The 22,867-nt window shown below is 61.9% G+C and carries 17 protein-coding genes and 1 riboswitch; of the genes, 5 read left to right on the top strand and 12 right to left on the bottom strand.

Features of this window, described 5'->3' with window-relative positions:
- Nucleotides 1-26: 26 nt before the first annotated feature.
- The 9 genes from ACIQWS_RS04375 to ACIQWS_RS04335 all read right to left on the bottom strand — a co-directional run bounded on the left by ACIQWS_RS04375 (nt 27) and on the right by ACIQWS_RS04335 (nt 13,214).
- Entirely contained in the window at nt 27-815 is a 789-nt protein-coding gene (locus tag ACIQWS_RS04375; protein ID WP_403170575.1) for an ABC transporter ATP-binding protein, read from the bottom strand.
- Complete coding sequence (locus ACIQWS_RS04370) at nt 812-1,618, bottom strand: ABC transporter ATP-binding protein (RefSeq protein ID WP_403170570.1); 807 nt, start codon at nt 1,616-1,618, stop codon at nt 812-814. Before ACIQWS_RS04370 ends, ACIQWS_RS04375 begins: the two co-directional genes overlap by 4 nt.
- Entirely contained in the window at nt 1,615-2,433 is an 819-nt protein-coding gene (locus ACIQWS_RS04365; RefSeq protein ID WP_403170566.1) for an ABC transporter permease, read from the bottom strand. The genes ACIQWS_RS04370 and ACIQWS_RS04365 overlap by 4 nt, the downstream gene beginning before the upstream one ends.
- Entirely contained in the window at nt 2,430-3,410 is a 981-nt protein-coding gene (locus ACIQWS_RS04360; RefSeq protein WP_403170563.1) for an ABC transporter permease, read from the bottom strand. The genes ACIQWS_RS04365 and ACIQWS_RS04360 overlap by 4 nt, the downstream gene beginning before the upstream one ends.
- Before the next feature lie 121 nt (nt 3,411-3,531).
- Nucleotides 3,532-5,148 carry an ABC transporter substrate-binding protein gene (locus ACIQWS_RS04355; protein ID WP_403170560.1) on the bottom strand — a complete coding sequence of 539 codons (1,617 nt, stop codon included), beginning with the start codon at nt 5,146-5,148 and terminating at the stop codon, nt 3,532-3,534.
- Between the two features lie 13 nt (nt 5,149-5,161).
- Nucleotides 5,162-6,283, bottom strand: a complete 1,122-nt coding sequence (ppaT, locus tag ACIQWS_RS04350) for a pyridoxamine--pyruvate transaminase (RefSeq protein ID WP_403170557.1) — start codon at nt 6,281-6,283, stop codon at nt 5,162-5,164.
- Between the two features lie 137 nt (nt 6,284-6,420).
- Entirely contained in the window at nt 6,421-7,299 is an 879-nt protein-coding gene (locus ACIQWS_RS04345; protein ID WP_403170555.1) for a transglutaminase N-terminal domain-containing protein, read from the bottom strand.
- A gap of 11 nt (nt 7,300-7,310) precedes the next feature.
- Complete coding sequence (locus ACIQWS_RS04340) at nt 7,311-9,707, bottom strand: circularly permuted type 2 ATP-grasp protein (protein ID WP_403170552.1); 2,397 nt, start codon at nt 9,705-9,707, stop codon at nt 7,311-7,313.
- A gap of 186 nt (nt 9,708-9,893) precedes the next feature.
- A complete protein-coding gene (locus ACIQWS_RS04335; protein WP_403170549.1) occupies nt 9,894-13,214 on the bottom strand; it encodes a DUF2126 domain-containing protein in 3,321 nt (1,106 codons plus the stop codon).
- A gap of 155 nt (nt 13,215-13,369) precedes the next feature.
- Nucleotides 13,370-13,583, top strand: a riboswitch (cobalamin riboswitch).
- Nucleotides 13,584-13,901: 318 nt separating this feature from the next.
- Here ACIQWS_RS04335 and ACIQWS_RS04330 point away from each other — a divergent pair.
- From ACIQWS_RS04330 to ACIQWS_RS04320, 3 genes are read left to right on the top strand one after another with little or no spacing between them, the layout of a single operon-like run.
- Complete coding sequence (locus ACIQWS_RS04330; protein ID WP_346305538.1) at nt 13,902-14,708, top strand: ABC transporter ATP-binding protein; 807 nt, start codon at nt 13,902-13,904, stop codon at nt 14,706-14,708.
- Nucleotides 14,708-15,655, top strand: a complete 948-nt coding sequence (locus tag ACIQWS_RS04325; protein WP_403170546.1) for an ABC transporter substrate-binding protein — start codon at nt 14,708-14,710, stop codon at nt 15,653-15,655. The genes ACIQWS_RS04330 and ACIQWS_RS04325 overlap by 1 nt, the downstream gene beginning before the upstream one ends.
- Before the next feature lie 33 nt (nt 15,656-15,688).
- Nucleotides 15,689-16,675 (top strand): iron ABC transporter permease, encoded by a 987-nt coding sequence (locus ACIQWS_RS04320; RefSeq protein WP_346305541.1) that lies wholly within the window; start codon nt 15,689-15,691, stop codon nt 16,673-16,675.
- Between the two features lie 173 nt (nt 16,676-16,848).
- Here ACIQWS_RS04320 and cysQ read toward each other — a convergent pair whose 3' ends face one another.
- From cysQ to cysD, 3 genes are read right to left on the bottom strand one after another with little or no spacing between them, the layout of a single operon-like run.
- Nucleotides 16,849-17,661: a 3'(2'),5'-bisphosphate nucleotidase CysQ gene (gene cysQ, locus ACIQWS_RS04315; RefSeq protein WP_403170544.1), complete on the bottom strand. Its 813-nt coding sequence runs from the start codon at nt 17,659-17,661 to the stop codon at nt 16,849-16,851.
- A 3-nt stretch (nt 17,662-17,664) separates the two neighbouring features.
- The gene (cysN, locus tag ACIQWS_RS04310) at nt 17,665-19,602 is read right to left on the bottom strand and encodes a sulfate adenylyltransferase subunit CysN (protein WP_403170542.1); all 1,938 of its coding nucleotides are present in this window, start codon (nt 19,600-19,602) and stop codon (nt 17,665-17,667) included.
- On the bottom strand, nt 19,602-20,507 hold the full coding sequence (cysD, locus tag ACIQWS_RS04305; RefSeq protein ID WP_403170539.1) for a sulfate adenylyltransferase subunit CysD: 906 nt from the start codon (nt 20,505-20,507) through the stop codon (nt 19,602-19,604). The genes cysN and cysD overlap by 1 nt, the downstream gene beginning before the upstream one ends.
- Before the next feature lie 380 nt (nt 20,508-20,887).
- Between cysD and ACIQWS_RS04300 the strand changes: the two genes are divergently transcribed.
- Both ACIQWS_RS04300 and ACIQWS_RS04295 read left to right on the top strand, forming a co-directional pair.
- Nucleotides 20,888-21,685 (top strand): hypothetical protein, encoded by a 798-nt coding sequence (locus ACIQWS_RS04300; RefSeq protein WP_346305206.1) that lies wholly within the window; start codon nt 20,888-20,890, stop codon nt 21,683-21,685.
- Nucleotides 21,686-21,883: 198 nt separating this feature from the next.
- Complete coding sequence (locus tag ACIQWS_RS04295) at nt 21,884-22,819, top strand: sugar ABC transporter substrate-binding protein (protein WP_403170534.1); 936 nt, start codon at nt 21,884-21,886, stop codon at nt 22,817-22,819.
- Nucleotides 22,820-22,867: the final 48 nt, after the last annotated feature.

The following is a 22,867-nucleotide window of genomic DNA, read 5'->3' as shown; positions in this document are numbered from 1 at the left end:
TTCCCGGAGCGGGGATCGCCAGGTTCTCAACCGGCGGGAACCTGCAGCCTGGGCACGGCATCGATCAGAACCCGCGTTGCTTCGGCCTGCGGGGCGGCGAGAACCCGTTCGGTCTCGCCGCTTTCGACAATCCGCCCCTCATCCAGCACGATCATGCGGTCGGCCACGGCCCGAACCACGGCAAGATCGTGGGAAATGAAGAGATAGGACACACCGGTTTCCTCCTGCAGATCGAGCAGGAGATTGAGGATCTGTGCCCGCACGGAAACATCCAGCGCCGATACCGGCTCGTCCAGCACGATCAGGTCGGGCCGGGTGGCAATCGCCCGGGCAATGGCGATACGCTGGCGCTGACCGCCGGACAGTTCCAGCGGACTGCGCTGCATCAGATCAGGGCTCAGCCCCACCCGTTCGAGCGCGGCGGCGATAAGCTGGCCATAGTTGTCCCTCGGCGCCAGATCGTGCAGGCGCAGCGGGTCTTCCAGAATGCGCCGGACCGTGGCGCGCGGATTGAATGCCGCCAGCGGATCCTGAAACACCATCTGGAATCGCGGGCGCAGCAGCCGCAGGGCTTCGCCCCGCAGGGCCGTGATATTGTGGCCGCACAGGTGGATTGATCCCGCATCCGGATTGCCCAGCCGCATGACGAGACGGGCGAGCGTCGTCTTGCCCGAACCCGATGCCCCGACCAGCGCCAGCGTTTCACCGCGCCGCAAGGTAAATCCGATATTCTTCAAGCCCGATGCGTTGCGCTCGCCAAAGCGCTTGGCAACATCCTTTACTTCGAGAACAGTGGAATTGTCGGTTCCACTCATGGCAGGTTCAGGCTGTCAGGGTTGATTTCAACAAGCCGCCTTTGCCGCGGCGTGTCGAGTGACAAATGCGCGCCGATCAGCGCCTTGGTATAGGGATGCGCGGGCTGGCCGAGAACATCGGCTGCAGCGCCCCGTTCGACCAGTTGTCCCTTGTAGAGAACGGCGATCTGGTCGGCGCGTTCGGACGCCAGCGCGATGTCATGGGTGACGAACAGCAGCGTCAGTCCATCCTCGCGCACCAGCTCGTCCAGCAGGTTGACGATATGGCGCTGCACCACCGTGTCGAGCGCGCTGGTCAACTCATCGGCGATAACAAGCGACGGATTGGCTGCCAAAGCGAGTGCAAGGGCGATGCGCTGGCGCTGCCCGCCGGAGAATTCGTGCGGATAGCTGTTGAGGCGCGACAGGGCTTTTGGGATACGCACCCGGTCCATCAGGTCGGCGGCGCGCACCCGCGCGGCGATCCAGCTGGTGTCCTCATGCGCCCGGATAACCTCGGCAATCTGGTCGCCGACCCTCATGACCGGATCGAGGCTGCCGCCCGGGTCCTGGAACACCACACCGATATCCCGGCCGAGACGCGGGCGGCCCGACGTGCCGGGAAAGACGATCGAGCCGGTCTGGCGCGCCTGTTTTGGCAGAAGCCCCGCAACGGCCATGGCCAGAGTGGATTTCCCCGAGCCGCTTTCGCCGATCAGGGCAAGCCGCCCGCCCCTGACAAGGTCGAGTGAGACATCCGTCAGCGCAACGGTCTTGCCGTAGGTCACGCCGACATTTTCCACGCGCAGCAATGGTTCGCTCATGGCTCGAGGAACCTTTCACTGCGCGACAGGCCGCGCCCGATCAGATGCACGCTGAGAACCGTGACCACCAGCGCCAGACCCGGCACGATGGAAAGATAAGGCGCCGCGCGCAGCACCGTGCGCCCTTCGGCAATCATGCTGCCCCAGGTCACCCGGTTCGGATCGCCGAAGCCGAGGAACGACAGGGCAGCTTCGATGAGGATGGCCGCGGCTACGGAAATGGCAGCGAGCGAGGCGGCCGGACCAAAGGCATTCGGCAATATTTCCCGGAAGGCAATCTCCAGCGGCCGCATACCCAATGTGCGGGCGGCGGCCACGAAATCGCGCTCGCGCAGGGAAAGCACCTCCGCGCGTGTCACCCGCGCGGCTTGCGTCCACGTGCCGAGGCTGATGGCCAGAATGAGGGTCGGGACGCTCGGCCCGGTCACGCTGATTGTCGCCAGCGCCAGCAGAAAACCCGGAACCGTCTGGAATGCCTCGGTGATCCGCATCAGGATTGCATCCGCAATACCACCGAGAAAACCGGCCAGCGTGCCGACCAGACTGCCGATGACGAGCGATGCCGCAGCCGAGAAGAACGCCACCAGCAGCGTCGTGCGCGTGCCGTAGAGAAGCTCCGACAGCACATCGCGGCCAAGACGGTCGGTGCCCAGCCAATGCGCCTGCGATGCGAAAGGCCGCAGCAGCGGTTCGCCGACGATGGCCAGTGGATCGCCCGGCACGATCCACGGGGCGAGCAAGGCCATGAGAACCAGCGCAAGCAGCAGCACCAGCCCGGCCCTGCCTTCAAGGTTGAGACGCCGCCAGATCGTCATCGGCCGATCCTCACGCGCGGATCGAGCCTGCCATAGGCCAGATCGACCAGCAGATTGGCGATAATCACCGTTATGGCGCTGCACAGGATGACACCCAGCAGCAGCGGCGTGTCGCGCCGCGAGACAGCCTCCGCCGCCAGCCGTCCGAATCCCGGAATGGCAAAAACGCTTTCCACCACGACGCTGCCGCCCAGCATGACCGCCGCCTGCAGGCCGAGCATGGTAATGACCGGCAGGACCGCATTGCGCGCCACGTGCCGCCAGACGATACGGCCACGGCTGAGGCCGCGCGCCTTCAGGCCAGTGACGAAGGGATCGCGCCAGACCTCGCTCATGCGGTCGCGCATCAGGCGCAGATACAGCGCGAGGTACACCATGGCGAGCGAAGCGACGGGCAGGACCAGATGCGCGGCGATATCCGCCATGCGCGCCCATCCGCTCTTGCCGGACGCGATGGTCTCGATGCCGCCGACCGGCAACCAGCGCAGATCGACGGCGAAGACCACGATCAGCACCAGCCCCAGCCAGAAGCCGGGCACAGCGTAAAGCGCCAGCGAACCGACGGACAGGAAACGGTCGCGCAGGGAGCCGGGCTTTGCGCCGGCGATGACGCCGAGCAGTGAACCGAGGAAAAAGGCGAGTGCGGTGGCAATGCCCATCAGCAGCAGCGTCACCGGCAGGCGCTCGGCAATCACCGAGAGCACCGGACGTTGAAACGCTGTCGACCAGCCGAGATCGCCATGGCCGAGCGCCGAGACATAAGCGATGAAACGATGGAATGGGCCCTGATCAAGGCCCCATGCCTGGCGCAGCTGTGCCATCTGGTCGGCATCCATGCCGCCGGAACCCGCGACATAGGAATCCACCGCATCACCGGATGCCGCCTCCAGCAGCAGAAAGCTGCCGATGAGCACAACGGCCAGAACCGGAATCGCACCCAAAAGGCGTTTCAGGAAAAAGGATGCAAGAGGCGACAAGAAGGGCTCCGACAGGTCATGCAAATGGAGGGGGACACTAGAGCCAATAATGCCGGAAGACAAACGGGTTTGTTTTCAGGAGGGAAGATGCGGTATCACGATAAAACCATACCCTTAACCCCTACCCCTTCAGCCAGACATTCGCCCAGTTGGACACAGCCCAGCGCGGATTGTCGGACACATTCTGCACAGTATCGCGGGCAACGGTGATGAAAGAGAACTCGGCCACATTGATCAGCGGCAGGTCCGCGGCCACAACCTTCTGCAACTGCTTATAGAGGCCGGCGCGCTTTTCGCTATCCACGGTGGAAGCGGCATCCTTGATCAGCCTGTCCACATCCGCATTGGCATAGCCGTACTGGTTGGAGAACGGCACACCGGCGGGCAGCCCGCTTTCGAACAGGATGGTGGTGGAGATCGCCGGATCGGAACGGTAGACCGGCGTTGCCACGGTGATATCGAAATCATGGTCCGTATAGACCGCCTTCAGATGGGCGGGTGTATCATTACTGACAACCTGCGCATCGATGCCCACCTTGGCCAGCGCCTGGCGCAGATAGTCGCCGAACTGCTTGGTTTCATTGAAGAATGGGGCAGGCAGGAGCTTGAGCGTGAAGCGGTTGCCATCGGCGCCGCGCTTGTAACCCGCCGCGTCGAGCAGCGCTTCCGCCTTGGCCGGATCGAAGGCATGGGCGGCCACATCTGGCTCATAAAACGCCTTGTCATAGGCAGGAACCGGCCCCGTGGACGGTTTTGCATAGCCGAGGAAGATCGTCTTGACGACAAAATCCCGGTCGATGGCATGGGCAAGCGCCTGACGCACCTTCGGATCGGCCAGTTCCTTGCGGCGATGGTTGATTTCGACGATGAGCTGATAGGTCAGCCCTTCATAGCCATTGGCGTAAACCTTCAGGCCCGGCACCTTGGAGATGCGGGCGAGATCGGCAAGCGGCACGGCGGAGAAAGCAGCCAGCTGGATCTGTTCGGCCTCCAGCGCATTGCCGGCGGATGAACGGTCCGGCAGGATCTGGTAGACGATTTCATCCAGCAATGGCTGGTCCTTCTGCCAGTACGCCTCATTGCGCTTCAGCAGATAATATTCGCCCGGCTTGTGTTCGCCGAATTTGAACGGACCGGTGCCGACCAATGTTTGGTTGGCCGGATTCTTGGCAATATCCGTGCCTTCATAGAGATGTTTCGGCACGACGGAGGTGACCACCGGCAGCGCATTGCGGATGAGCTGGAATGGCGTCGGCTGGGAGAATTTGAAGATGGCCGTGTGGTCATCCGGTGTTTCGACACTCTCAAGGTTCTTGAAGACCACGCGGCCAAGATTCTGCAGCTTCTTCCACACTTCCAGCGCGGAGAAGGCAACGTCAGCCGAGGTGAACGGCTTGCCGTCATGCCATGTCACGCCTTCGCGCAGTTTGAACGTTGCAGTCAGGCCGTCGGCTGAGCCCTCCCAGGCGGTGGCCAAGCGCGGCGACAGGCCGTCCTTGCCGTCATAGGACTGTTCGGCCAGCGGCTCGACAATCTTGCTGGCGACAAAGAACACGCCGTTGGAGGCGACGATGGCGGGATTGAGATTGGCCGGTTCACTGTCCCCGGCAACGATCAGACGCCCGCCTTTGACAGGCGTTTCCCCCTGCGCCCAGCCAAGACCCGGCATGGCGGTGAGCGCGGCGGCGCTGGCGGTCAGATGGAGAAAAGAGCGTCGGTTCAACAGGATACGGGACATGCTTGCGATCCTCTTATGCATAGGTTTGGCCGAGGGGGCGGGACAGAATCTGGCTGAGAGCCCTGATGGTGGCGCGGGCAAAATCGGGTTTGGCGGACGCGCCCATGTGCCCGACGCGCAGCAGCTTGCCCGATGTGTCGGCGCGGCCGAGCGACAGGAGGATGCCGTGCTCATCGCGCAACCGGTCGCGCAAGGCCGTGTCGCTGAAACCATCGGGCAGCTTGAAAGCGGTCGCCGTCGGCGCGCAGAATTCCAGCTTTTTCGGCCACAGCGTCAGGCCAAGCTCAAGCAGGCCGTTGCGGGTGATTTCAGCCGTTTGCGCATGGCGGGCCCAGACGTTTTCGGCGCCCTCCGCGGCATAGAGATCCAGCGCCGCATCCAGCGCATAGATTTCCGCAATGGACGGCGTCACCGGAAAGGGCTTTCCGGGCTCCGAGGCGCCTTTCCAGCCGAGAAGGCTGAGGAACGAGCCGCGCGGCGCATCCGGGTTGGCCTCGATCTTGGCCCAGGCCCGCTCGCTCACGCCGATGAGGCTGAGACCCGGCGTGCTGCCCAGGCATTTCGATGGCGAGGTAATGAAAATGTCGGCATGCGCCTCAAGCGGATGGGCATCCAACCCGCCAAAGGACGACACCGCGTCGACAATGAGATAGGCCCCGTGCTCGGCAACGACAGCGCCGATGTCCCGCAGCGGATTGAGCGTGCCGGACGGCGTGTCGTGATGGCAGAGCGAGACAATTTTGATATCCGGGCGCTGGCGCAGCGCCTCGCGAACTGCCTGCGGGTCGATGATGTCGTCATAGGGCACGGCAAGCTCGATGACTTCCCTACCATAGCGCGCGGCCCAGCCGGCAAACCCTTTGCCATAGACACCGGAGACAAGGTTCAGAACCACATCGTCACGGGCAATCAGCGCGGCAGCGGCGGCCTCGATGCCGAGAATGGCCTCCCCCTGCATGATGACCGGCGCCGTGTCCTGCCGCAGCGCCAGCCGCAGTTTTTCGATCACCTCGGCATAGAAGGCCTGGAAGGCGGCATCATAGTCATAAAGAACAGGCTTTCCGAGCGCGGCAAGCACTTGCGGATAGGCGGGAACCGGACCTGTGGTCAGCATCAGCGGTGGAATGGGGAGCATGGATCGCACTTCGAAATTTCATCCCATTCACCGGCGCAAATGGCACTTGAAGCAGACCATATTCTCCCGTTTGCTGGAAACCAAGAAAAACTATTCCAATAATGGCAACGCGAAGGACAAAAGCGCTGTCTATCCCTTTACTCCAGCGGGATCACATCCACCGATTGCTTTGCTTCCTGCGAACCGCTGGTTTTCAGCACGCCGACGATGGGCGAGACATCGGCATAATCCCGGCCGTAACCCACGGTGATATGGTCATTGCCGGCCATCATCGCATTGGTGGGATCGAACTCCTGCCAGCCCGCCTCGCGCCCGCACCAGACACGCACCCAGGCATGCATGGCGTCGGCACCTTCCAGCCGCTCCTTGCCGGGTGGCGGGATGGTGCGCAGGAAACCGCTGACATAGCCCGCCGGAATGCCGATGCCGCGCAGGCCGGCAATCATGATGTGGCTGAAATCCTGGCAGACACCCGCCCGCAGGTCGAACGCCTCCCGCGCCGTGGTGCGCACATTGGTGGCGTCGGAATCATAGGCGAAATCCGCATGGATGCGGTTGCACAGATCGCCCGCCGCCTCCATGACGGTGCGCGTCCTGCCGAGGCTTGTCGCAGCGTAGGCCGATATGTCAGGGTCGATGGCCGCGTGGGCGCTGGATGTCAGAAAGTGATGCGGCGCATCGGATGCCACCGACCAGACGCCGCGTATTTCCCGGATCAGACCGGCGATATCAGGCGAAACATCGAGCATGGTTTGCGGCCGCGCCACATTGATGCGGGCCGTCATCGTCACATCGAGCGTCTCGTGCGGATTGCGGCAGACGATGGAGGTCACCGTATTGGCGAAGAAATCGGTAAAATCGGAGCGTTCCGCCGCGGCAGGATCAAAGGAGAGACTTGAGGCGACCACGCGCTGGATTCCCGGCAGGGTCTGCGGCATCACCCGGATGTGGTGGCGCCCGCCCGCTGCGGAGCGTTCATAGTCATAATGCAGGTGGAGGCGGATGTTATAGAGCATTCCTCACCCCCTCAGGCAAAATACGTATCGGAGATGGTGTCGGACAGCGCGCCGATTTCATTGGCGAGTTGATGCAGCTTGTCAGCGGTCAGTTCGCTGGATTCCATGATGGCAAGCTGCGTGTGCAGGCGCAGCACATCCTTGGAAAAGGCGGACATATGCGCACCCGCCTCGCGCTGCGGCAAAAGATTGAACTCGGTTTTGAGCGCATCGAGCTGGAAAATGATCGAGCGCGGATTGAGCGGATCAAGCGCCAGAAGATCGAGCACGCTGAGGCGGCCGGAATAGACGCTGTACTGCCGGCGATGCGTCATGACGCTGTCGCCGATTTCCAGCAGCATTTCCAGCGCACCTTCCGGGGCTTCATGGCGGGACAGGTTTGCCAGGATGCGCGCCATCTGGATGCCGCGCTCCAGCCTGCGGCCGATTTCAAGAAAACGCCAGCCGGTGAAACGATACATGTTCTCATGCACCAGACCGGAGAACCCGGCCAGCTTGCGCAGGATGATCGTCATGGCGCGGGTGCCGTCATCGCCCTGCGACACCACCCCCTGGAACCGGTGCACGGTCTTCGACAGATCGCGCAGCGCCAACCAGCCATCGGGCGAAAACCGGTCGCGGATACGTCCGGCGCTGAGCATGGCGCCATCGATGGAACGCAGGAGGCCCTTGGGAATGGCTTCATCGAGATCAATGCCGAGGGGTTTGAGCTGATCGCGCATTTCCGTCAGAAGCGGCAATTCCGCATTGGCCGTCTCGGCATAACGGGCATGGCACGCCCGCAGGATACGCGCCGTGGCTTCCGCACGCTCGATGTAGCGGCCCATCCACATCAGGTTTTCCGCCGCACGGCTCGGCAGCGTGCCCGGCACATTGCGGCGGAAGGCATCGTCCTCGCGCGGCAGCAGCGTATCCTTGCGCACGGGCGCCGAACTGGTGATCCACACATCCGCCGCCTGCCCGCCGCGCTGCATGGCAATCGCCGCCGTATCGAGCGTGAACCCGACGCGTGCAAACCCGCCCGGCATGAAACTCCAGCCATCGCCATGACGCGCCGCAAAGACGCGCAGGACAAAAGGCCTCGGCTCCAGCCTGCCGTCCACATAGACCGGCGTCGTCGACAGTTTGACGGCTTCCTGCCCGACCAGTCCACGGCCGTCGGTTTTGAGCTTGTGCAACAGGGCCTGACGCGCCGCATCGTCGAGGGCGGAGCCCAGAACCGTGGCCTGCACGTCTTCGAACGGCAACCGGGTCGACAGCGCCGGGCCGACCATCATCTGGTCGAGCCGGTTCATGACGTGCTGGCGTTCCTTCTCCTGGCCGCACCACCAGGTGGCGATGCTCGGCAAAGCGAGATCGCGGTCGTGCAGGGCTTTCGAGATCGCCGGAAGGAAGGCGAGCAGCGCCCGGGTTTCGAGAATGCCAGACCCCAGCGCATTGACCAGCGAGACGGAACGCTGGCGCAGCGCGCCGACCATGCCGGGGGTGCCGATCCACGAATCGGACTTCAGCTCCAGCGGGTCCATATAGGCGGCATCCATACGCCGCCACAGAACATCGATGGGCTTCAGACCGGACACGGTGCGCACCATGACCCGGCCCTTGCTGACGGTCAGGTCGTCGCCTTCCAGCAGCATGATGCCGAGATAGCGGGCGATATAGGCATGTTCGAAATAGGTTTCGTTGTTCGGGCCGGGCGTGAGAATGGCCGCTCGGCCTGCAGGATCGTGGATCAGGCTCTGCAGGGAATCGCGGAAATCCTTGAAGAAACCGGCAAGCCGATGAACGTTCATCGCGCCGGAAATATCCGAAAGGGCGCGGGTGGTGGCAACGCGGTTTTCCAGGGCAAACCCGGCACCCGAAGGCGCCTGCGTGCGGTCGCCCAGCACCCACCACTGGCCATTGGGTGCGCGCCCCAGCTCGAAAGCGCAGAAATGCAGGAAATGCCCGCTGGCCGGCTTGACACCGGCGACGGGGTGCAGGAACTCGGGGTTCGAGGCAATCAGATCCGGCGGCAGCAGGCCATCGCGCACCAGCCGGTTGTCACCATAGATATCGGCAACGATATCCTCCAGGAGATCGGCGCGCTGGGTCAGCCCTGATGTGATGGCGCGCCAGTCATCCTCGTTGATCAGAAGCGGAACATGGGCGAGCGGCCATTCGCGCTCCTGCGTGCCGGTCTCGTCATAGACCCGGTAAAACACGCCCGCATCGTGCAGATACTGGTTGGCGCGGGCAAAGCGGGTGGCGAGTTTTTCGGGGCCGAGCGTGTCGAGCGAGCGCAGCAGCTTTTCCCAGCCGGGCCGAACAGCCCCGTTAGGATCGATCATCTCGTCCGCCACGCCCTGCAGGGGCTTGTAGCTGGCAAGGAGACCGGGGAGTAGGTTGGTTTTCACGCTCTGTGACATGTGTCTATCGATAACCGGTTTGTGAGTGCTGCAGGACAGGAGTGCGTGGTTCGACAGGCTCACCATGAGGAAAGGCGTGGTTTGCAACGTCAATCTGCCACGTCGCAGGATATGTCTGCCTGCAATCCTCCCGCTCCCTCATGGTGAGCCTGTCGAACCACGCACAGCCATGATGCCAACCATATCTCAATGCCTCGGCCTTCTCAGATCAAGGGTCATCGGAAATTCACCCGACGGCTGCTCCCTGCGCAATTCATATCCGCCGGCCGTATGGCCGCGCGGCTCGAAACGCGCCAGCCGGCGCGCCTCGGCCTCGTTCGAATTGACCGGGAACGTATCATAGCTGCGCCCGCCGGGGTGTGCGACATGATAGACGCAACCGCCGATCGCCCGCTGCGACCACTGGTCGTAAATGTCGAAAACCAGCGGCGTGTTGACCGGGATCATCGGATGCAGGCCGGAGCGCGGCTGCCACGCCTTGTAGCGCACACCGGCAACCGCCGTGCCCTGGCTGTCCGTCATCTTCAGCGGCACCTCGCGCCCGTTGCAGGCCACGCTGTAGCGGGCCGGATTGAAGCCGTCGACCTTGACCTGCAGCCGTTCCACCGAGGAATCGACGAAGCGCACCGTGCCGCCGATGGCACCCTGCTCGCCCATCACATGCCATGGCTCCAGCGCCTGCCGGATTTCCAGCTTGACGCCCTCACTTTCGATTTCCCCACAGAAGGGGAAGCGGAATTCCAGCTGAGCCTCGAACCATTCCGGCCGGAAATCAAAGCCGTTCTCGCGCAAATCGGCGAGAACATCGAGGAAATCCTGCCAGACATAGGCCGGCAGCATGAAACGGTCATGCAGTGCCGTGCCCCAGCGGACGAAACTGCCCTGAATCGGATTGTTCCAGAACCGGGCGATCAGCGCGCGGATCAGCAATTGCTGGGCAAGGCTCATGCTCGCATTGGGCGGCATCTCGAAACCGCGGAACTCGACCAGCCCGAGCCTGCCGGTCGGACCATCGGGTGAGAACAGTTTGTCGATGCAGATTTCCGAACGATGCGTGTTGCCGGTGACATCCACCAAAAGATTACGGAACAGCCGGTCGACCAGCCAGGGCAAAGGCGGCGTGCCCTCGCCCGGCCGCGGCACCTGCGAAAGGGCAATCTCCAGCTCGTAGAGACTGTCATGCCGCGCCTCGTCGATGCGCGGTGCCTGGCTGGTGGGCCCGATGAACAGGCCGGAGAACAGGTAGGAAAGCGACGGATGCCGCTGCCAGTGCAGGACAAGGCTTTTGAGCAGATCAGGACGGCGCAGGAACGGGCTGTTGGCGGGTGTTTCCCCGCCGACCACCACATGGTTGCCGCCGCCGGTACCGGTATGGCGGCCATCGATCATGAACTTGTCGGCACCGAGGCGCGTCTGGCGAGCCTCCTCATAGATTGCCGTTGTGGTTGCCACGCAGTCGCGCCAGTTGGCGGCCGGATGGATATTCACCTCGATCACGCCGGGATCGGGCGCAACGCGGATGACGTTGATGCGGTGATCCTGCGGCGGGCTGTAACCTTCGATGTGAACCGGCAGGCCGAGCTTGTGCGCCGCAGCTTCCGCCGCCGCAACCAGTTCCAGATAGTCCTCGAGCGCCTCCACCGGCGGCATGAACACGCTGAGGCGCCCGTCCCGCGGCTCGACCGATATGGCGGTGCGCACGGCCCCGCCGATTTCCCCCAGTTCCTGCTCGACCCGCTCCTGCTGGTTGCCTTCGTCCGCGGTGAAAGAGGCAACCGCCAGGATGTTCTCACGCGCCTGCGGTGCTGGGTCGGGAAGCGCCCCGCGATCCACCGACGGATCGACCGGCACGATATAGGGATAGTCCGAGGCCGGAACATGCGGCAGGGCGCCGAGCGGAAGGCGGTATCCGACGGGCGAATCGCCCGGCACCAGGAACAGCTTGCCGCGCCGCGTCTTCCATTTTTCGCTGCGCCAGCGCGGGCCGGAGGCCTGGCTGTTCCAGCGCTGCACCGGCAGGACAAAACCGCTCGGCTCGGTCAGGCCCCGCTCGAAAACCCGGGCGATGCGGCTGCGCTCTTCCGGGTCTTTCAGCCTGGAGTTGGACGGATCGACATTGTCGGGAAGATTGCCCTCCTTGATGATCCATTCCGCCGGATCTTCATAGGCGGGCGCCACCATCTCTTCTTCAACACCGAGCTCCTGCGCCAACGCGACGAGCAGCTTCCCGGCATCTTCCGGCTTGACGTCAGCCTTGCCGTTCTCGGGCGCGATCAGATCGGGGTTGACCCAGATCGGCTTGCCGTCCTTGCGCCAGTAAAGCGAGAACGTCCAGCGCGGCAGGCTTTCGCCCGGATACCACTTGCCCTGCCCGTAATGCAGAAAACCGCCCGGCGCAAAACGCTCACGCAACCGCCGGATCAGTTTGTCGGCCTTTTCGCGCTTGGTCGGCCCGACCGCATCGGTGTTCCATTCGCCCGATTCGAAATCATCGATGGACACGAATGTGGGCTCGCCGCCCATGGTCAGGCGCACATCCCGTTCGTTCAGGATCGCGTCGACCTTTTCGCCGAGCGCATCGAGCGCATTCCAGGATTCGTCGGAAAACGGCTTGGTGATGCGCGGGTGCTCGGACACACGCGTCACCCGCATATCGAAACCGAATTCCACATTGGCGAATTCCGCCATGCCGGAAATCGGTGCAGCGTTGCGATAGTGCGGGGTGGCGGCAAGCGGTACGTGGCTTTCGCCGGTCAGAAGCCCGGAGGTGGGGTCGAGACCGATCCAGCCCGCCCCCGGCAGATAGACTTCGCACCAGGCATGCAGATCGGTGAAATCCTTGTCCGTTCCGGCGGGACCATCGATGGCGACAAGATCAGGCTTCAGCTGGATGAGATAGCCGGAGACGAACCGTGCAGCAAAACCGAGATTGCGCAGGACCTGCACCAGCAGCCAGCTTGAATCCCGGCACGATCCCGAGCGCAGGTTCAAGGTGGCGTCCGGCTCCTGAACCCCGGTTTCCATGCGGATGACGTAGCCGATCTCGCGCTGGATACGTGCGTTGAGATCGACGACGAAATTCACCGTGTTCGTCGGGCTGCGATCGATGGTTGCAAGGAAAGCCGAAACCAGCGGTCCTGCCGATTCCGGCTTCATATAGATCGACAGGTCGTCGCTGATCTCTTCGGGATAGCTGAACGGCCAGGTTTCGGCGACCGGTTCGACGAAGAAATCGAATGGATTGTAGACGGTCATATCAGCGACGAGATCGACCTCGATCTTCAGCTCCGTCACCGGTTCGGGAAAGACGAAGCGGGCGAGGAAATTGCCGTAGGGATCCTGCTGCAGGTTGACGAAATGATTGGCCGGACTGACTTTCAGGGAATGGCTGAGAACTTTTGTCCGGGAATGGGGTGCTGGCTGGAGCCGGATGATCTGCGGCCCGAGCGTGATGGGCCGGTCATACCGGTAATGCGTCAGATGATAGACTGCTGCGTGAATTGCCATATCGCCTCAAAAGTCTGATTCAAAAAAACCGCGGTTCCACAAATGCTCCCCGCACTCTAACGAGTTACCGGCCAATTGAAATCTTTCATTTGCCAAAAATTTTGGCAGCGGCAAAAATTGCCGCATAAACGTGCTTGCAACTGCGCGGCTGGCCGCATAGCATTCGCGCCGATGGTTTCTTCTGCACGACAACGCGGGAGATGAAAAGGGAACACGGTGAGGCGTACCCAAAAGGGACCGAGACCGTGGCTGCCCCCGCAACTGTAAGCGGTGAGCGATGCCTGACATGCCACTGACCGGAAGGTCGGGAAGGCAAGGCGAAGCTGAGACCCGCGAGCCAGGAGACCTGCCATCTCATCTACAATTCGAACCGGACGGGGTGTGCCGGGAGCGATGCGATGTCCTCTCCCGCATTGTCGCGATGGTGCATTGGCCGCGTTCCCCTAACCTTTGTCCACAAGGCAAGGCACCGGCATGACCACGCCAAGACCCGACCACCTGATTATCCTCTGCACCCCGTGCAAGACCGCCGGCGGCCAGCCGCGGCCGGGGCAGCCATGACATATCGGGTATTGACTAATGTTATAACGTTACTATACGAGAACGACGCGTCCGCGATGACGCGACGACGTTTACCGGTTGGGATTTGACACCATGTGCCTTGCCTGCAGTCACGGATATCCGCCCATGAGCCATGTCGCCCTGCGTGCCGACGAGGTGACGTTCCGCACAGCCGGCCAGACGCTGGTGGATGAGGTATCGCTCGACATCGTGCGCGGCGCGCGTCTTGCCATTATCGGGCCGAATGGCGCCGGGAAATCCACGCTTTTGCGCATGCTGGCCGGGCTGCTGCGTCCCTCCTCCGGCAACGTCCATCTCGACGGCACGGCAATAGACCGGCTGCCGCCGAAGGAACGGGCCAGGAGATTTGCCTTCGTCGGCCAGACCGACATGCCGGACCCGCAATTGCTGGTGGACGATTATGTATCCCTTGGCCGCATCCCGCACACCGGCACCCTGACCAAGGCGAAAGACCGGGATATCGTGACGGAAGCCCTGCTCCGCGCCGGGATCGCCGCGTTTTCGCGCCGTCCCATCGGCTCGCTCTCCGGCGGCGAAAGGCAGCGCGTGCAGCTGGCGCGCGCCATCGCCCAGCAGCCGGATATCCTGTTTCTCGACGAACCCACCAATCACCTCGACCCGAAAGCGCGCAGCGAACTGCTGGCGCTGGTCGCCGGCCTCGACGTGACAACCATCGCAGTCCTGCACGACCTGCCGCTGGTGGCGCCGTTTGCCACCCACGTCGCCGTCATGCATGCCGCCCAGCTCGTCGCCGCCGGCACGCCCGACGAAACGCTGACGCCGCGCATCGTCAGCGATGTCTTCGATCTCGATGTGCTGCGCCTGCGCCATCCCTCGCAGGATCGCGATCTCATGGTGTTCGAAGCACCCGGACCAACCACAAAACAAACTGCTCAGCTACGGAGAATTTGATGAAAAGAATGCTGCTCGCCCTCGCCTTATCGGCGCTGTCCGCCCCCGCATGGGCGTTTCCCGTGACGGTCGAAAGTTGCGGCAACCCCCTCACCTTCGAGGCCGCGCCAAAGCGCGCGGTCATCCAGGACATCAACATGAGCGAAATGGCCTTCGCCCTGCACCTGCAATCCTCGATGGTCGGGGTTTCGGGCATTACCGGCTGGTACAAGCTCGACGACGCCTTCAAGAAGCAGCTGGGCGCCATTCCCGAGCTTGCGCCCAAATACCCGACCCTTGAAAATCTCATTGCGGCGGAACCGGATTTCTTCTTCGCCGGCTGGAATTACGGCATGAAGCCGGGCGGCGAAGTGACCCCCGACACGCTGGCGCCGCATGGCATCAAGACGCTTGAACTGACCGAAAGCTGCGTTCATCTCGACAAGTCCCGGCCCGCTGCATCCATGGACCTGCTTTATGGCGACATGGAAAAGCTCGGCAAAATTTTCGGCAAAGAGGACGAGGCAAATAAACTCGTCGGCGGCTGGAAGACAGAACTTGCCGCGATCAAGACCAAGATCGGCGACAAGAGCGGCACCCGCGTCTTCCTCTATGATTCCGGCGAGGACAAGCCGTTTACAGCGGGCAAGTTCGCCATTCCCACGGCGATGATCAGCGAAGCCGGCGGCACCAACATCATGGCCGATCTCGACACCAGTTGGGGCACTACTTCGTGGGAAACCGTGGCGACGCGCAATCCGGAATTCCTCGTCCTCCTCGATTATCAGGATGATGCGGGTTACCAGAAGCTGCTCAACTTCCTCAAATCCCATCCGGCAATGAAGGAAACCGACGCCGTCAAGAACAACCGCTTCGTCGCCCTGCGCTATGCGGAACTGACGCCCGGACCGGCCAACATCGAGGCCATCGCCAAGATGGCCAAGGCCATGCATCCGGAAGCATTCTGAGTGCATCTGCCTTTCCGTCAGCATCTGACACTCATGACGGGGGTGATGGCCATTCTGGCCCTCGCCCTCGTGTCGATTGCCTATGGGGCAACGGTCATTCCGCTCGGCGACGTCCTGCGCGCCCTCGCCCATGCCGCCGGTCTCTCCGATACCGTCGTCAATGGCCCGGTCGGCAAGATCATCGTTGACCTGCGCCTGCCGCGGGTGATCCTTGCGATCTGCGTCGGCGCGGGGCTCGGCATTATCGGCGCGCTGCTGCAAACCGTCACCCGCAACGACCTTGCCGATCCGTTCCTGTTCGGCCTTTCCAATGGCGCGGCGGCGGGAGCAGTCTCGGTGATTACGGTCATCGGCGACCGCTTCGGCATCTGGACGCTGCCGATTGCCGCCTTCAGCGGCGGCATGCTGGCGGCCATCGTCGTGCTGATGCTGGTGCGGCGCGTGCAGGGACAGGGGCCGGAGCGGCTGATCCTGGCGGGCCTTGCCGTCTCCTTCCTGTTTGCTGCACTCACCAACTACATGGTGTTTGCCGGCGACCAGCGCGCCGCGCATTCGGTGATGTTCTGGACACTCGGCGGCCTTGGCCTTGCCCGCTGGGAGAACCTGCCGCTCGCCCTCACCGGGCTTGCCGCCATCCTGGTCTACGCCCTGTACAACCACCGCAATCTCGATGCCCTGCTGGCTGGCGAAAACACGGCGGAAAGCCTTGGCATAAGGGTGACGCGCCTGCGCAACACGGTGTTCATCGTCTGCGCCTTCTCCACCGCGATCTTTGTCTCGGTGGCTGGCGTCATCGGCTTTGTCGGCCTGATGATCCCGCACATTGCCCGGCGTTTTTCCGGGCAGCTGCATGCGGGACTGATCGTCACCTGCGCCGTGCTCGGCGCCCTGCTGATCCTGCTCAGCGACCTCGCGGCCCGTCTGCTGCTGGCGCCGCAGGAATTACCCATCGGTATCGTTACCAGTTCCATCGGCGCGTTTTTTGTGGTGACGATCCTGTTGAGGAAGCGACCAGGGTAACCGGCGATCGGATGGCAACAGCGCGGTGCGTGGTTCGACAAGCTCACCATGAGGGAGGGCGTGGATCGCAGGGAATTACACTCTGCAACCTTCGCGATTGATCTTGCACCAATCCACATCCCTCATGGTGAGCTTGTCGAACCACGCACCACGCAAATGTCATTGCGATCAGACTATAGCTTTCCCCAGGCCACGAAATCCGGATTGGCGAAATCGGCGTCGTCGGCCTGATTGCGGCGGCCATAGGTCAGCGGATTGCCATCCAGCGTCAGGGTTATGCCTCCGGCAGCGCGCAGGACCGCATCGCCCGCCGCCGTATCCCATTCCATGGTCCGGCCGAAACGCGGGTAAATATCGGCCTCACCGCGTGCAAGCAGGCCGAATTTCAGTGACGACCCGACGGACACACAGTCGGCAACACGGAATTTTTCCAGATAGGCATCGGTTTCCGGCGTGCGGTGCGAGCGGCTGGCAACGGCAATGAGGTCGTCCGGACTGGTGCGGCAGCCTATGGCTTTGCGTGCGGTGACGGCACCGCCCTCGCCGATGGCAACTTCCTGCGCGCCGGCAGTGCCGCCCGTGAACAGCACACCGCGCACGGGGGCATAGACAACGCCGAGAACGGGCGCCGCGTTTTCGATCAGCGCGATGTTGACGGTGAAATCACCGTTGCGGCTGACAAATTCCCGCGTTCCGTCGAGCGGATCCACCAGATAGAAGCGCGCGCCGAGATCGCCGGGCACGTGGCCGCCGGAGATTTCCTCTTCCGCCACGACGGGTATGTCAGGCGTCGCCCTGCGCAGAGCCGCCAGGATGATGGCTTCGGCGGCGTGATCGGCTTCCGTGACCGGCGACTGGTCATCCTTCAGCGCGAAATCACAGCCCTCCGCGTAAATGCGCAGGATTTCCTGCCCGGCCGCAATGGCCGCGGTTTCCAGGACGGCAAGCAGGCTCGAGTGATCGAGGGGGGTGAATAAATCAGGCATCGCCTAAATCGACCATGAGCTTTGATCGTAGTTGAAGATGATGCCGTGCTCGACCAGCAGCTTCTCCACCTCCGAGGCAAGTGCCTCCGTCGTGCGGCCGACCGTGTGCAGATGCAGTTCCGGATTCTCCGGCGCTTCATAGGGCGAGTCGACGCCGGTGAAATTCTTGATCTCGCCGCGCAGTGCCTTGGCGTAAAGCCCCTTCGGGTCACGCCGCGCGCATTCCTCGAACGGCGTATCGACGAAGATTTCAAGAAACTCGCCATCGGCCAGCAGCTCGCGCACCATGCGGCGCTCCGAACGGAACGGCGAAATGAACGAGACCAGCACGATCAGGCCCGCATCCACCATCAGCTTGGCCACCTCGCCGACGCGGCGGATGTTTTCCACCCGGTCCTCTTCGGTGAAGCCAAGGTCGCGGTTGAGCCCATGGCGCACATTGTCGCCATCGAGAATATAGGTGTGCTTGCCGAGCGACGACAGGCGTTTTTCAACGAGATTGGCGACCGTCGACTTGCCCGAACCGGACAGGCCCGTGAACCATATCACCGCCGGCTTCTGGTTCTTCTGGTCGGCGCGCGATGCCTTGCTGACATCCAGCGCCTGCCAGTGCACATTGGACGCGCGGCGCAGGCCGAAATCGATCATGCCGGCGCCGACCGTCGCATTGGTCAGACGGTCGATCAGGATGAACGACCCGGTCGAGCGGTTCGACTTGTAGGGGTCGAAGGCAATCGGCTCCTGCGTTGAAATATTGACAACGCCCACTTCATTCAGGTCAAGCGATTTGGCCGCTTCCTGGGCGAAGCTGTTGATATCGATTCGGTATTTGAGATCGGTGATCGTGGCTGTCGCCTGATCGGTCTCTGTGCGCAGGATATAGGAACGGCCGGGGATCAGCGCATGTTCGGCAAACCAGACGAGATGCGCGGCAAACTGGTCCGCCACCTCGGGCCGGGCACCAGGTGCCACCAGCATGTTGCCGCGCGACACCTCGACCTCGTCCTCCAGCACCAGCGTCACCGCCTGCCCTTCGACAGCCCGGTCAAGGTCGCCGTCCAGCGTCACCACACGCTTGACGCGCGAGGACTTGCCTGATTTGGCGACGACCACCTCGTCTCCCGGTGACACGACACCGGAGGCGATGGTGCCGGAGAAGCCGCGGAAGTCGAGATTGGGCCGGTTGACATATTGCACCGGAAACCGGAACGGGCGCTCCTCATCCGCATCGGCAAGCGGCACGTCTTCGAGATGTTCGAGCAGCGCCGGGCCCTTGTACCAAGGCATGTTGGCGGAGGCGGAAATCACATTGTCGCCGAAGCGGGCCGAAAGCGGAATGGGCTGGATCGACTGGAAACCAAGCTTGCCGGCAAAGTCCTGGTAGTCGGCGACGATCCTGTCAAAAATGGTCTGGGAGTAATCGACGAGATCGATCTTGTTGATGGCCAGAACGATGTTGCGGATGCCGAGCAGCGAGGCGATGAAACTGTGGCGGCGTGTCTGCCGCAGGATGCCTTGGCGCGCGTCGACAAGCACGATGGCAAGATCGGCGGTGGAGGCACCGGTCGCCATGTTGCGGGTATATTGCTCGTGGCCGGGCGTGTCGGCGACGATGAACTTGCGCTTGGGCGTGGAGAAGAAACGGTAGGCGACATCGATGGTGATGCCCTGCTCGCGTTCGGCTTCCAGACCATCGACCAGCAACGCAAAATCGATATCCTCGCCATTGGTGCCATGTTTGCGGCTGTCATTCTGCAGGGCGGCCAGCTGATCCTCGAAGATCAGCTTGGTGTCGTAGAGCAGACGGCCGATCAGCGTCGACTTGCCGTCATCGACCGAACCGCAGGTGAGAAAGCGCAGCAGCGACTTCTTTTCCTGTTCGGCCATGTAGGCGCGGATTTCCTCGGCGGCGGAAGCCTCGATCGGGGCAACGGTGTTCATCAGAAATAGCCCTCGCGCTTCTTCTTCTCCATCGAACCGGCTTCGTCCTTGTCGATCATGCGGCCCTGCCGTTCGGAGGTGCGGGCGATCAGCATTTCGCTGACGATTTCCGGCAAGGTCACCGCATCGGATTCAATCGCACCGGTCAAGGGATAGCATCCGAGCGTGCGAAAGCGAACAAGCTTCTCCTGCAGCTCTTCGCCGGGCAGCAGCTGCATGCGCTCGTCATCGCGCATGATCAGCATGCCATCGCGCTCCACAACCGGCCGCTTGGCGGCGTAATAGAGCGGGACGATCGGGATGTTCTCCTGCAGGATGTACTGCCAGACGTCGAGCTCGGTCCAGTTGGAGATCGGGAAAACGCGGATGGATTCGCCCTTGGCGACCCGCGTGTTGTAGATCTTCCACATTTCCGGGCGCTGGTTCTTCGGGTCCCAGGAATGCTGCGCGTTGCGGAAGGAGAAAATGCGCTCCTTGGCCCGCGACTTCTCCTCGTCGCGCCGCGCGCCGCCGAATGCCGCGTCGAAGCCGTATTTGTCAAGCGCCTGCCGCAGGGCGACAGTCTTCATGATATGGGTATGGGTGTTCGATCCATGCACGAAGGGGCTGATGCCCTGGTCAATGCCGTCCTGGTTGCTGTGCAGCAGCAGGTCGAAGCCGAGACGTTTCGCTTCTGAATCACGAAACGCGATCATCTCCTTGAATTTCCACGTGGTATCCACATGCAGGAACGGAAACGGCGGTTTGGCCGGATAGAAGGCCTTCATCGCCAGATGCAGCATCACGGAGGAATCCTTGCCGATCGAATACAGCATCACCGGCTTGGTGAATGTTGCGGCAACCTCGCGGAAAATATGGATCGCTTCGGCTTCAAGACGCTGAAGGTGCGTCAGGCTCTTGGTCATGAAAATCACTGTCCACTGTTTTTCGGCGTCTTACGATGTGCCGATACGAGCGGCAACCATAGTGGAACGCGTCGCCGGAAGAAAAGGATGGTTTCACAACCCGGGGCAAATTCGCGCCAATTTATTGCTGCCGCAACAATGAATGAAAGAACTTCATTCCAGCGAAGCGGAATGCGGGAGTCCGGCTTTTTTAAAAATGCGGATCCGTGGAAAATTGATCCACTCTGATTTCCGCTACCCGGCCGTGCCTTCCCTCACGTTTTGCGTCGTTGAAATGCGGCCAAACGTCTACGACTTTAGTCTAACAATGCGATTGACCGGGATCAGCAACTCTCATAGATGGACTGGCACTTTAACAATTTTTTCCGCTGGAATAGTTCATGGATATTTGCACCTTCTGGTATGGCCCGCGCCTTCGGGAGGTGGACCGGGTCTGTCTGGCATCGATGGTGATGACCGGACAGCGGGTGAAACTCTACGCGTTCGACGAGATCGCAAACCTTCCCAAGGGCATCGAGATTTGCGATGCGGCACCGATACTGGACAAAAAATATCTTCGGCGCATCGACCCGGATTTTCCCGATATCGAGAATGCCGGCCACGTCGTATCCCAGTTCAGCGACCTGTTTCGCGTCACATTGATGAAGAAACAGCAGGGCCTTTGGCTCGATACCGACATCTATCTGATGAAGCAGTTTCATCCGGCGACCGACAAGCCTTACCTCGCCCGGGAAAACCACTTCCGCCTCGGCGTATCGGCGATGTACCTGCCGCCGGACAATCCTGTCATCGGCGAGTTCGACGCCTATATGGAAGGAACGGTCGTCGTTCCGCCATGGCTGGGCTTTCGCCGCCGCGTCATGCGCCCGGCTTGGTTCCGGATGACCGGACAGAAGGTAACCCCGGCCACCATCGGCATCACGGCCTTCGCCAATGACGGCATTTCGCGCATGGCCAAGCGTTATGGCTTCTTCAAGGATGCCGCGCCGAAGGAAAATTTCTACTACTGGACGGCGCGCGATGCCCTGCGCATCTTTGACCCGGCTTATGGACTGGAACCGCTCGACCATCCGGATTTCATCGGCTTCCACGTCCACAAGAAAGACCCGACCAACCAGCCGCTTGTTCCCGGCAGTTTTTACCACTGGGCTGCCAACCGCGTCGCGGATTATCTGTAAGGTTCCACAGGCAGCGTTCTGTTCGCACGCAACCCGCCCATCTCTTGAATGAAACGTTTCATGTTGACAAATCCGTGATCTTCGGGCTCCTATTGAGCTGAGACGCCGCTATTGCGCCCGCGCAATGAAACGTTTCATCGCCATGTTGGAGGACGTGGCAAACCGCTGAACGTCTTTTGTCATTCTGGGAGGAATACAATGAAATTCGCACGTTTTATTGCCGCCAGCCTTCTGGCCGGCACGCTCGCCATGCCTGCAGTTAGCTATGCCGCCGACAAGCCCGTCGTCGGGCTTGTGATGAAATCCCTTGCCAATGAATTCTTCAAGAACATGCTCGAGGGCGCAAAGGCCCACGAGGCCAAGCGCGGCGACTACACGCTGAAAGCCGTCGGCATGCAGTCCGAGACCGATGTCGAGACGCAGATCAATGCCATCGAGAGCTTCATCACCCAAAAGGTCGATGCCATCGTTGTTGCCCCGTCCGATTCCCGCGCGCTCGTTCCGCCGATCAAGCGTGCCGTGGATGCCGGTATCACTGTCGTCAATTTCGACGTGGCGCTCGATGACAAGGCCAAGCAGGAGGCAGGCCTGAAGCTCGCCTTTGTCGGCCCGGACAACCGCGAAGGCGCCAAGATGGCCGGCGATGCGCTCGCCAAAAAGCTCGGTGCAGGCGCCAAGGTGGTCATCATCGAAGGCAATCCCGGCGCCGACAATGCGGCCCAGCGCAAGCTCGGCTTCATGGACTCCGTCACGGCGGGCAAGCTCGACCTGCTCGACTCGCGCACCGCCCATTGGGAAACCGAAGAAGCCAACACGGTATTCTCCAACATGCTGACCGCCCATCCGGATATCCAGGGCGTGATGGCAGCCAATGACTCCATGGTTCTCGGCGTCGTCAAGGCCATCGAAGCGGCTGGTAAAACAGGCAAGATCGAAGTCGTCGGCTTTGACAATATCCCGGCTGTCCAGCCGCTGCTGAAGGAAAAGAAGCTGCTTGCCACGGTCGACCAGTTCGGCCAGCAGATGGCCGCCAACGCCATCGACAAGGCGCTTGGCGTCGTGGCCGGCGGCAAGCCGCTCGAAGGCTGGGTCAAGACCGACATCAAGCTCGTGACATCGGACGACGTGAAGTAACACGGGGTAAACCGCGGCTGTGTCTGGTTCGGCACAGCCGCCAACCGG

Source organism: Phyllobacterium sp. NPDC097923, from assembly GCF_044760925.1.
Taxonomy (GTDB): Bacteria; Pseudomonadota; Alphaproteobacteria; order Rhizobiales; family Rhizobiaceae; genus Phyllobacterium; species Phyllobacterium calauticae.
Note: the sequence above shows the minus strand (reverse complement) of the source record. Positions and strands in the feature narration are given on the sequence as shown.

Bases quoted from the DNA above. Each gene is read 5' to 3' on its own strand.
- ACIQWS_RS04340 (WP_403170552.1), bottom strand. From the start codon at position 9,707: ATGTCACAGAGCGTGAAAACCAACCTACTCCCCGGTCTCCTTGCCAGC.
- ACIQWS_RS04365 (WP_403170566.1), bottom strand. From the start codon at position 2,433: ATGACGATCTGGCGGCGTCTCAACCTTGAAGGCAGGGCCGGGCTGGTG.
- cysQ (WP_403170544.1), bottom strand. From the start codon at position 17,661: ATGCCTGATTTATTCACCCCCCTCGATCACTCGAGCCTGCTTGCCGTC.
- ppaT (WP_403170557.1), bottom strand. From the start codon at position 6,283: ATGCTCCCCATTCCACCGCTGATGCTGACCACAGGTCCGGTTCCCGCC.
- ACIQWS_RS04375 (WP_403170575.1), bottom strand. From the start codon at position 815: ATGAGTGGAACCGACAATTCCACTGTTCTCGAAGTAAAGGATGTTGCC.
- cysN (WP_403170542.1), bottom strand. From the start codon at position 19,602: ATGAACACCGTTGCCCCGATCGAGGCTTCCGCCGCCGAGGAAATCCGC.
- ACIQWS_RS04330 (WP_346305538.1), top strand. From the start codon at position 13,902: ATGAGCCATGTCGCCCTGCGTGCCGACGAGGTGACGTTCCGCACAGCC.
- ACIQWS_RS04320 (WP_346305541.1), top strand. From the start codon at position 15,689: ATGACGGGGGTGATGGCCATTCTGGCCCTCGCCCTCGTGTCGATTGCC.
- ACIQWS_RS04335 (WP_403170549.1), bottom strand. From the start codon at position 13,214: ATGGCAATTCACGCAGCAGTCTATCATCTGACGCATTACCGGTATGAC.
- cysD (WP_403170539.1), bottom strand. From the start codon at position 20,507: ATGACCAAGAGCCTGACGCACCTTCAGCGTCTTGAAGCCGAAGCGATC.
- ACIQWS_RS04325 (WP_403170546.1), top strand. From the start codon at position 14,708: ATGAAAAGAATGCTGCTCGCCCTCGCCTTATCGGCGCTGTCCGCCCCC.
- ACIQWS_RS04370 (WP_403170570.1), bottom strand. From the start codon at position 1,618: ATGAGCGAACCATTGCTGCGCGTGGAAAATGTCGGCGTGACCTACGGC.
- ACIQWS_RS04345 (WP_403170555.1), bottom strand. From the start codon at position 7,299: ATGCTCTATAACATCCGCCTCCACCTGCATTATGACTATGAACGCTCC.
- ACIQWS_RS04300 (WP_346305206.1), top strand. From the start codon at position 20,888: ATGGATATTTGCACCTTCTGGTATGGCCCGCGCCTTCGGGAGGTGGAC.
- ACIQWS_RS04355 (WP_403170560.1), bottom strand. From the start codon at position 5,148: ATGTCCCGTATCCTGTTGAACCGACGCTCTTTTCTCCATCTGACCGCC.
- ACIQWS_RS04295 (WP_403170534.1), top strand. From the start codon at position 21,884: ATGAAATTCGCACGTTTTATTGCCGCCAGCCTTCTGGCCGGCACGCTC.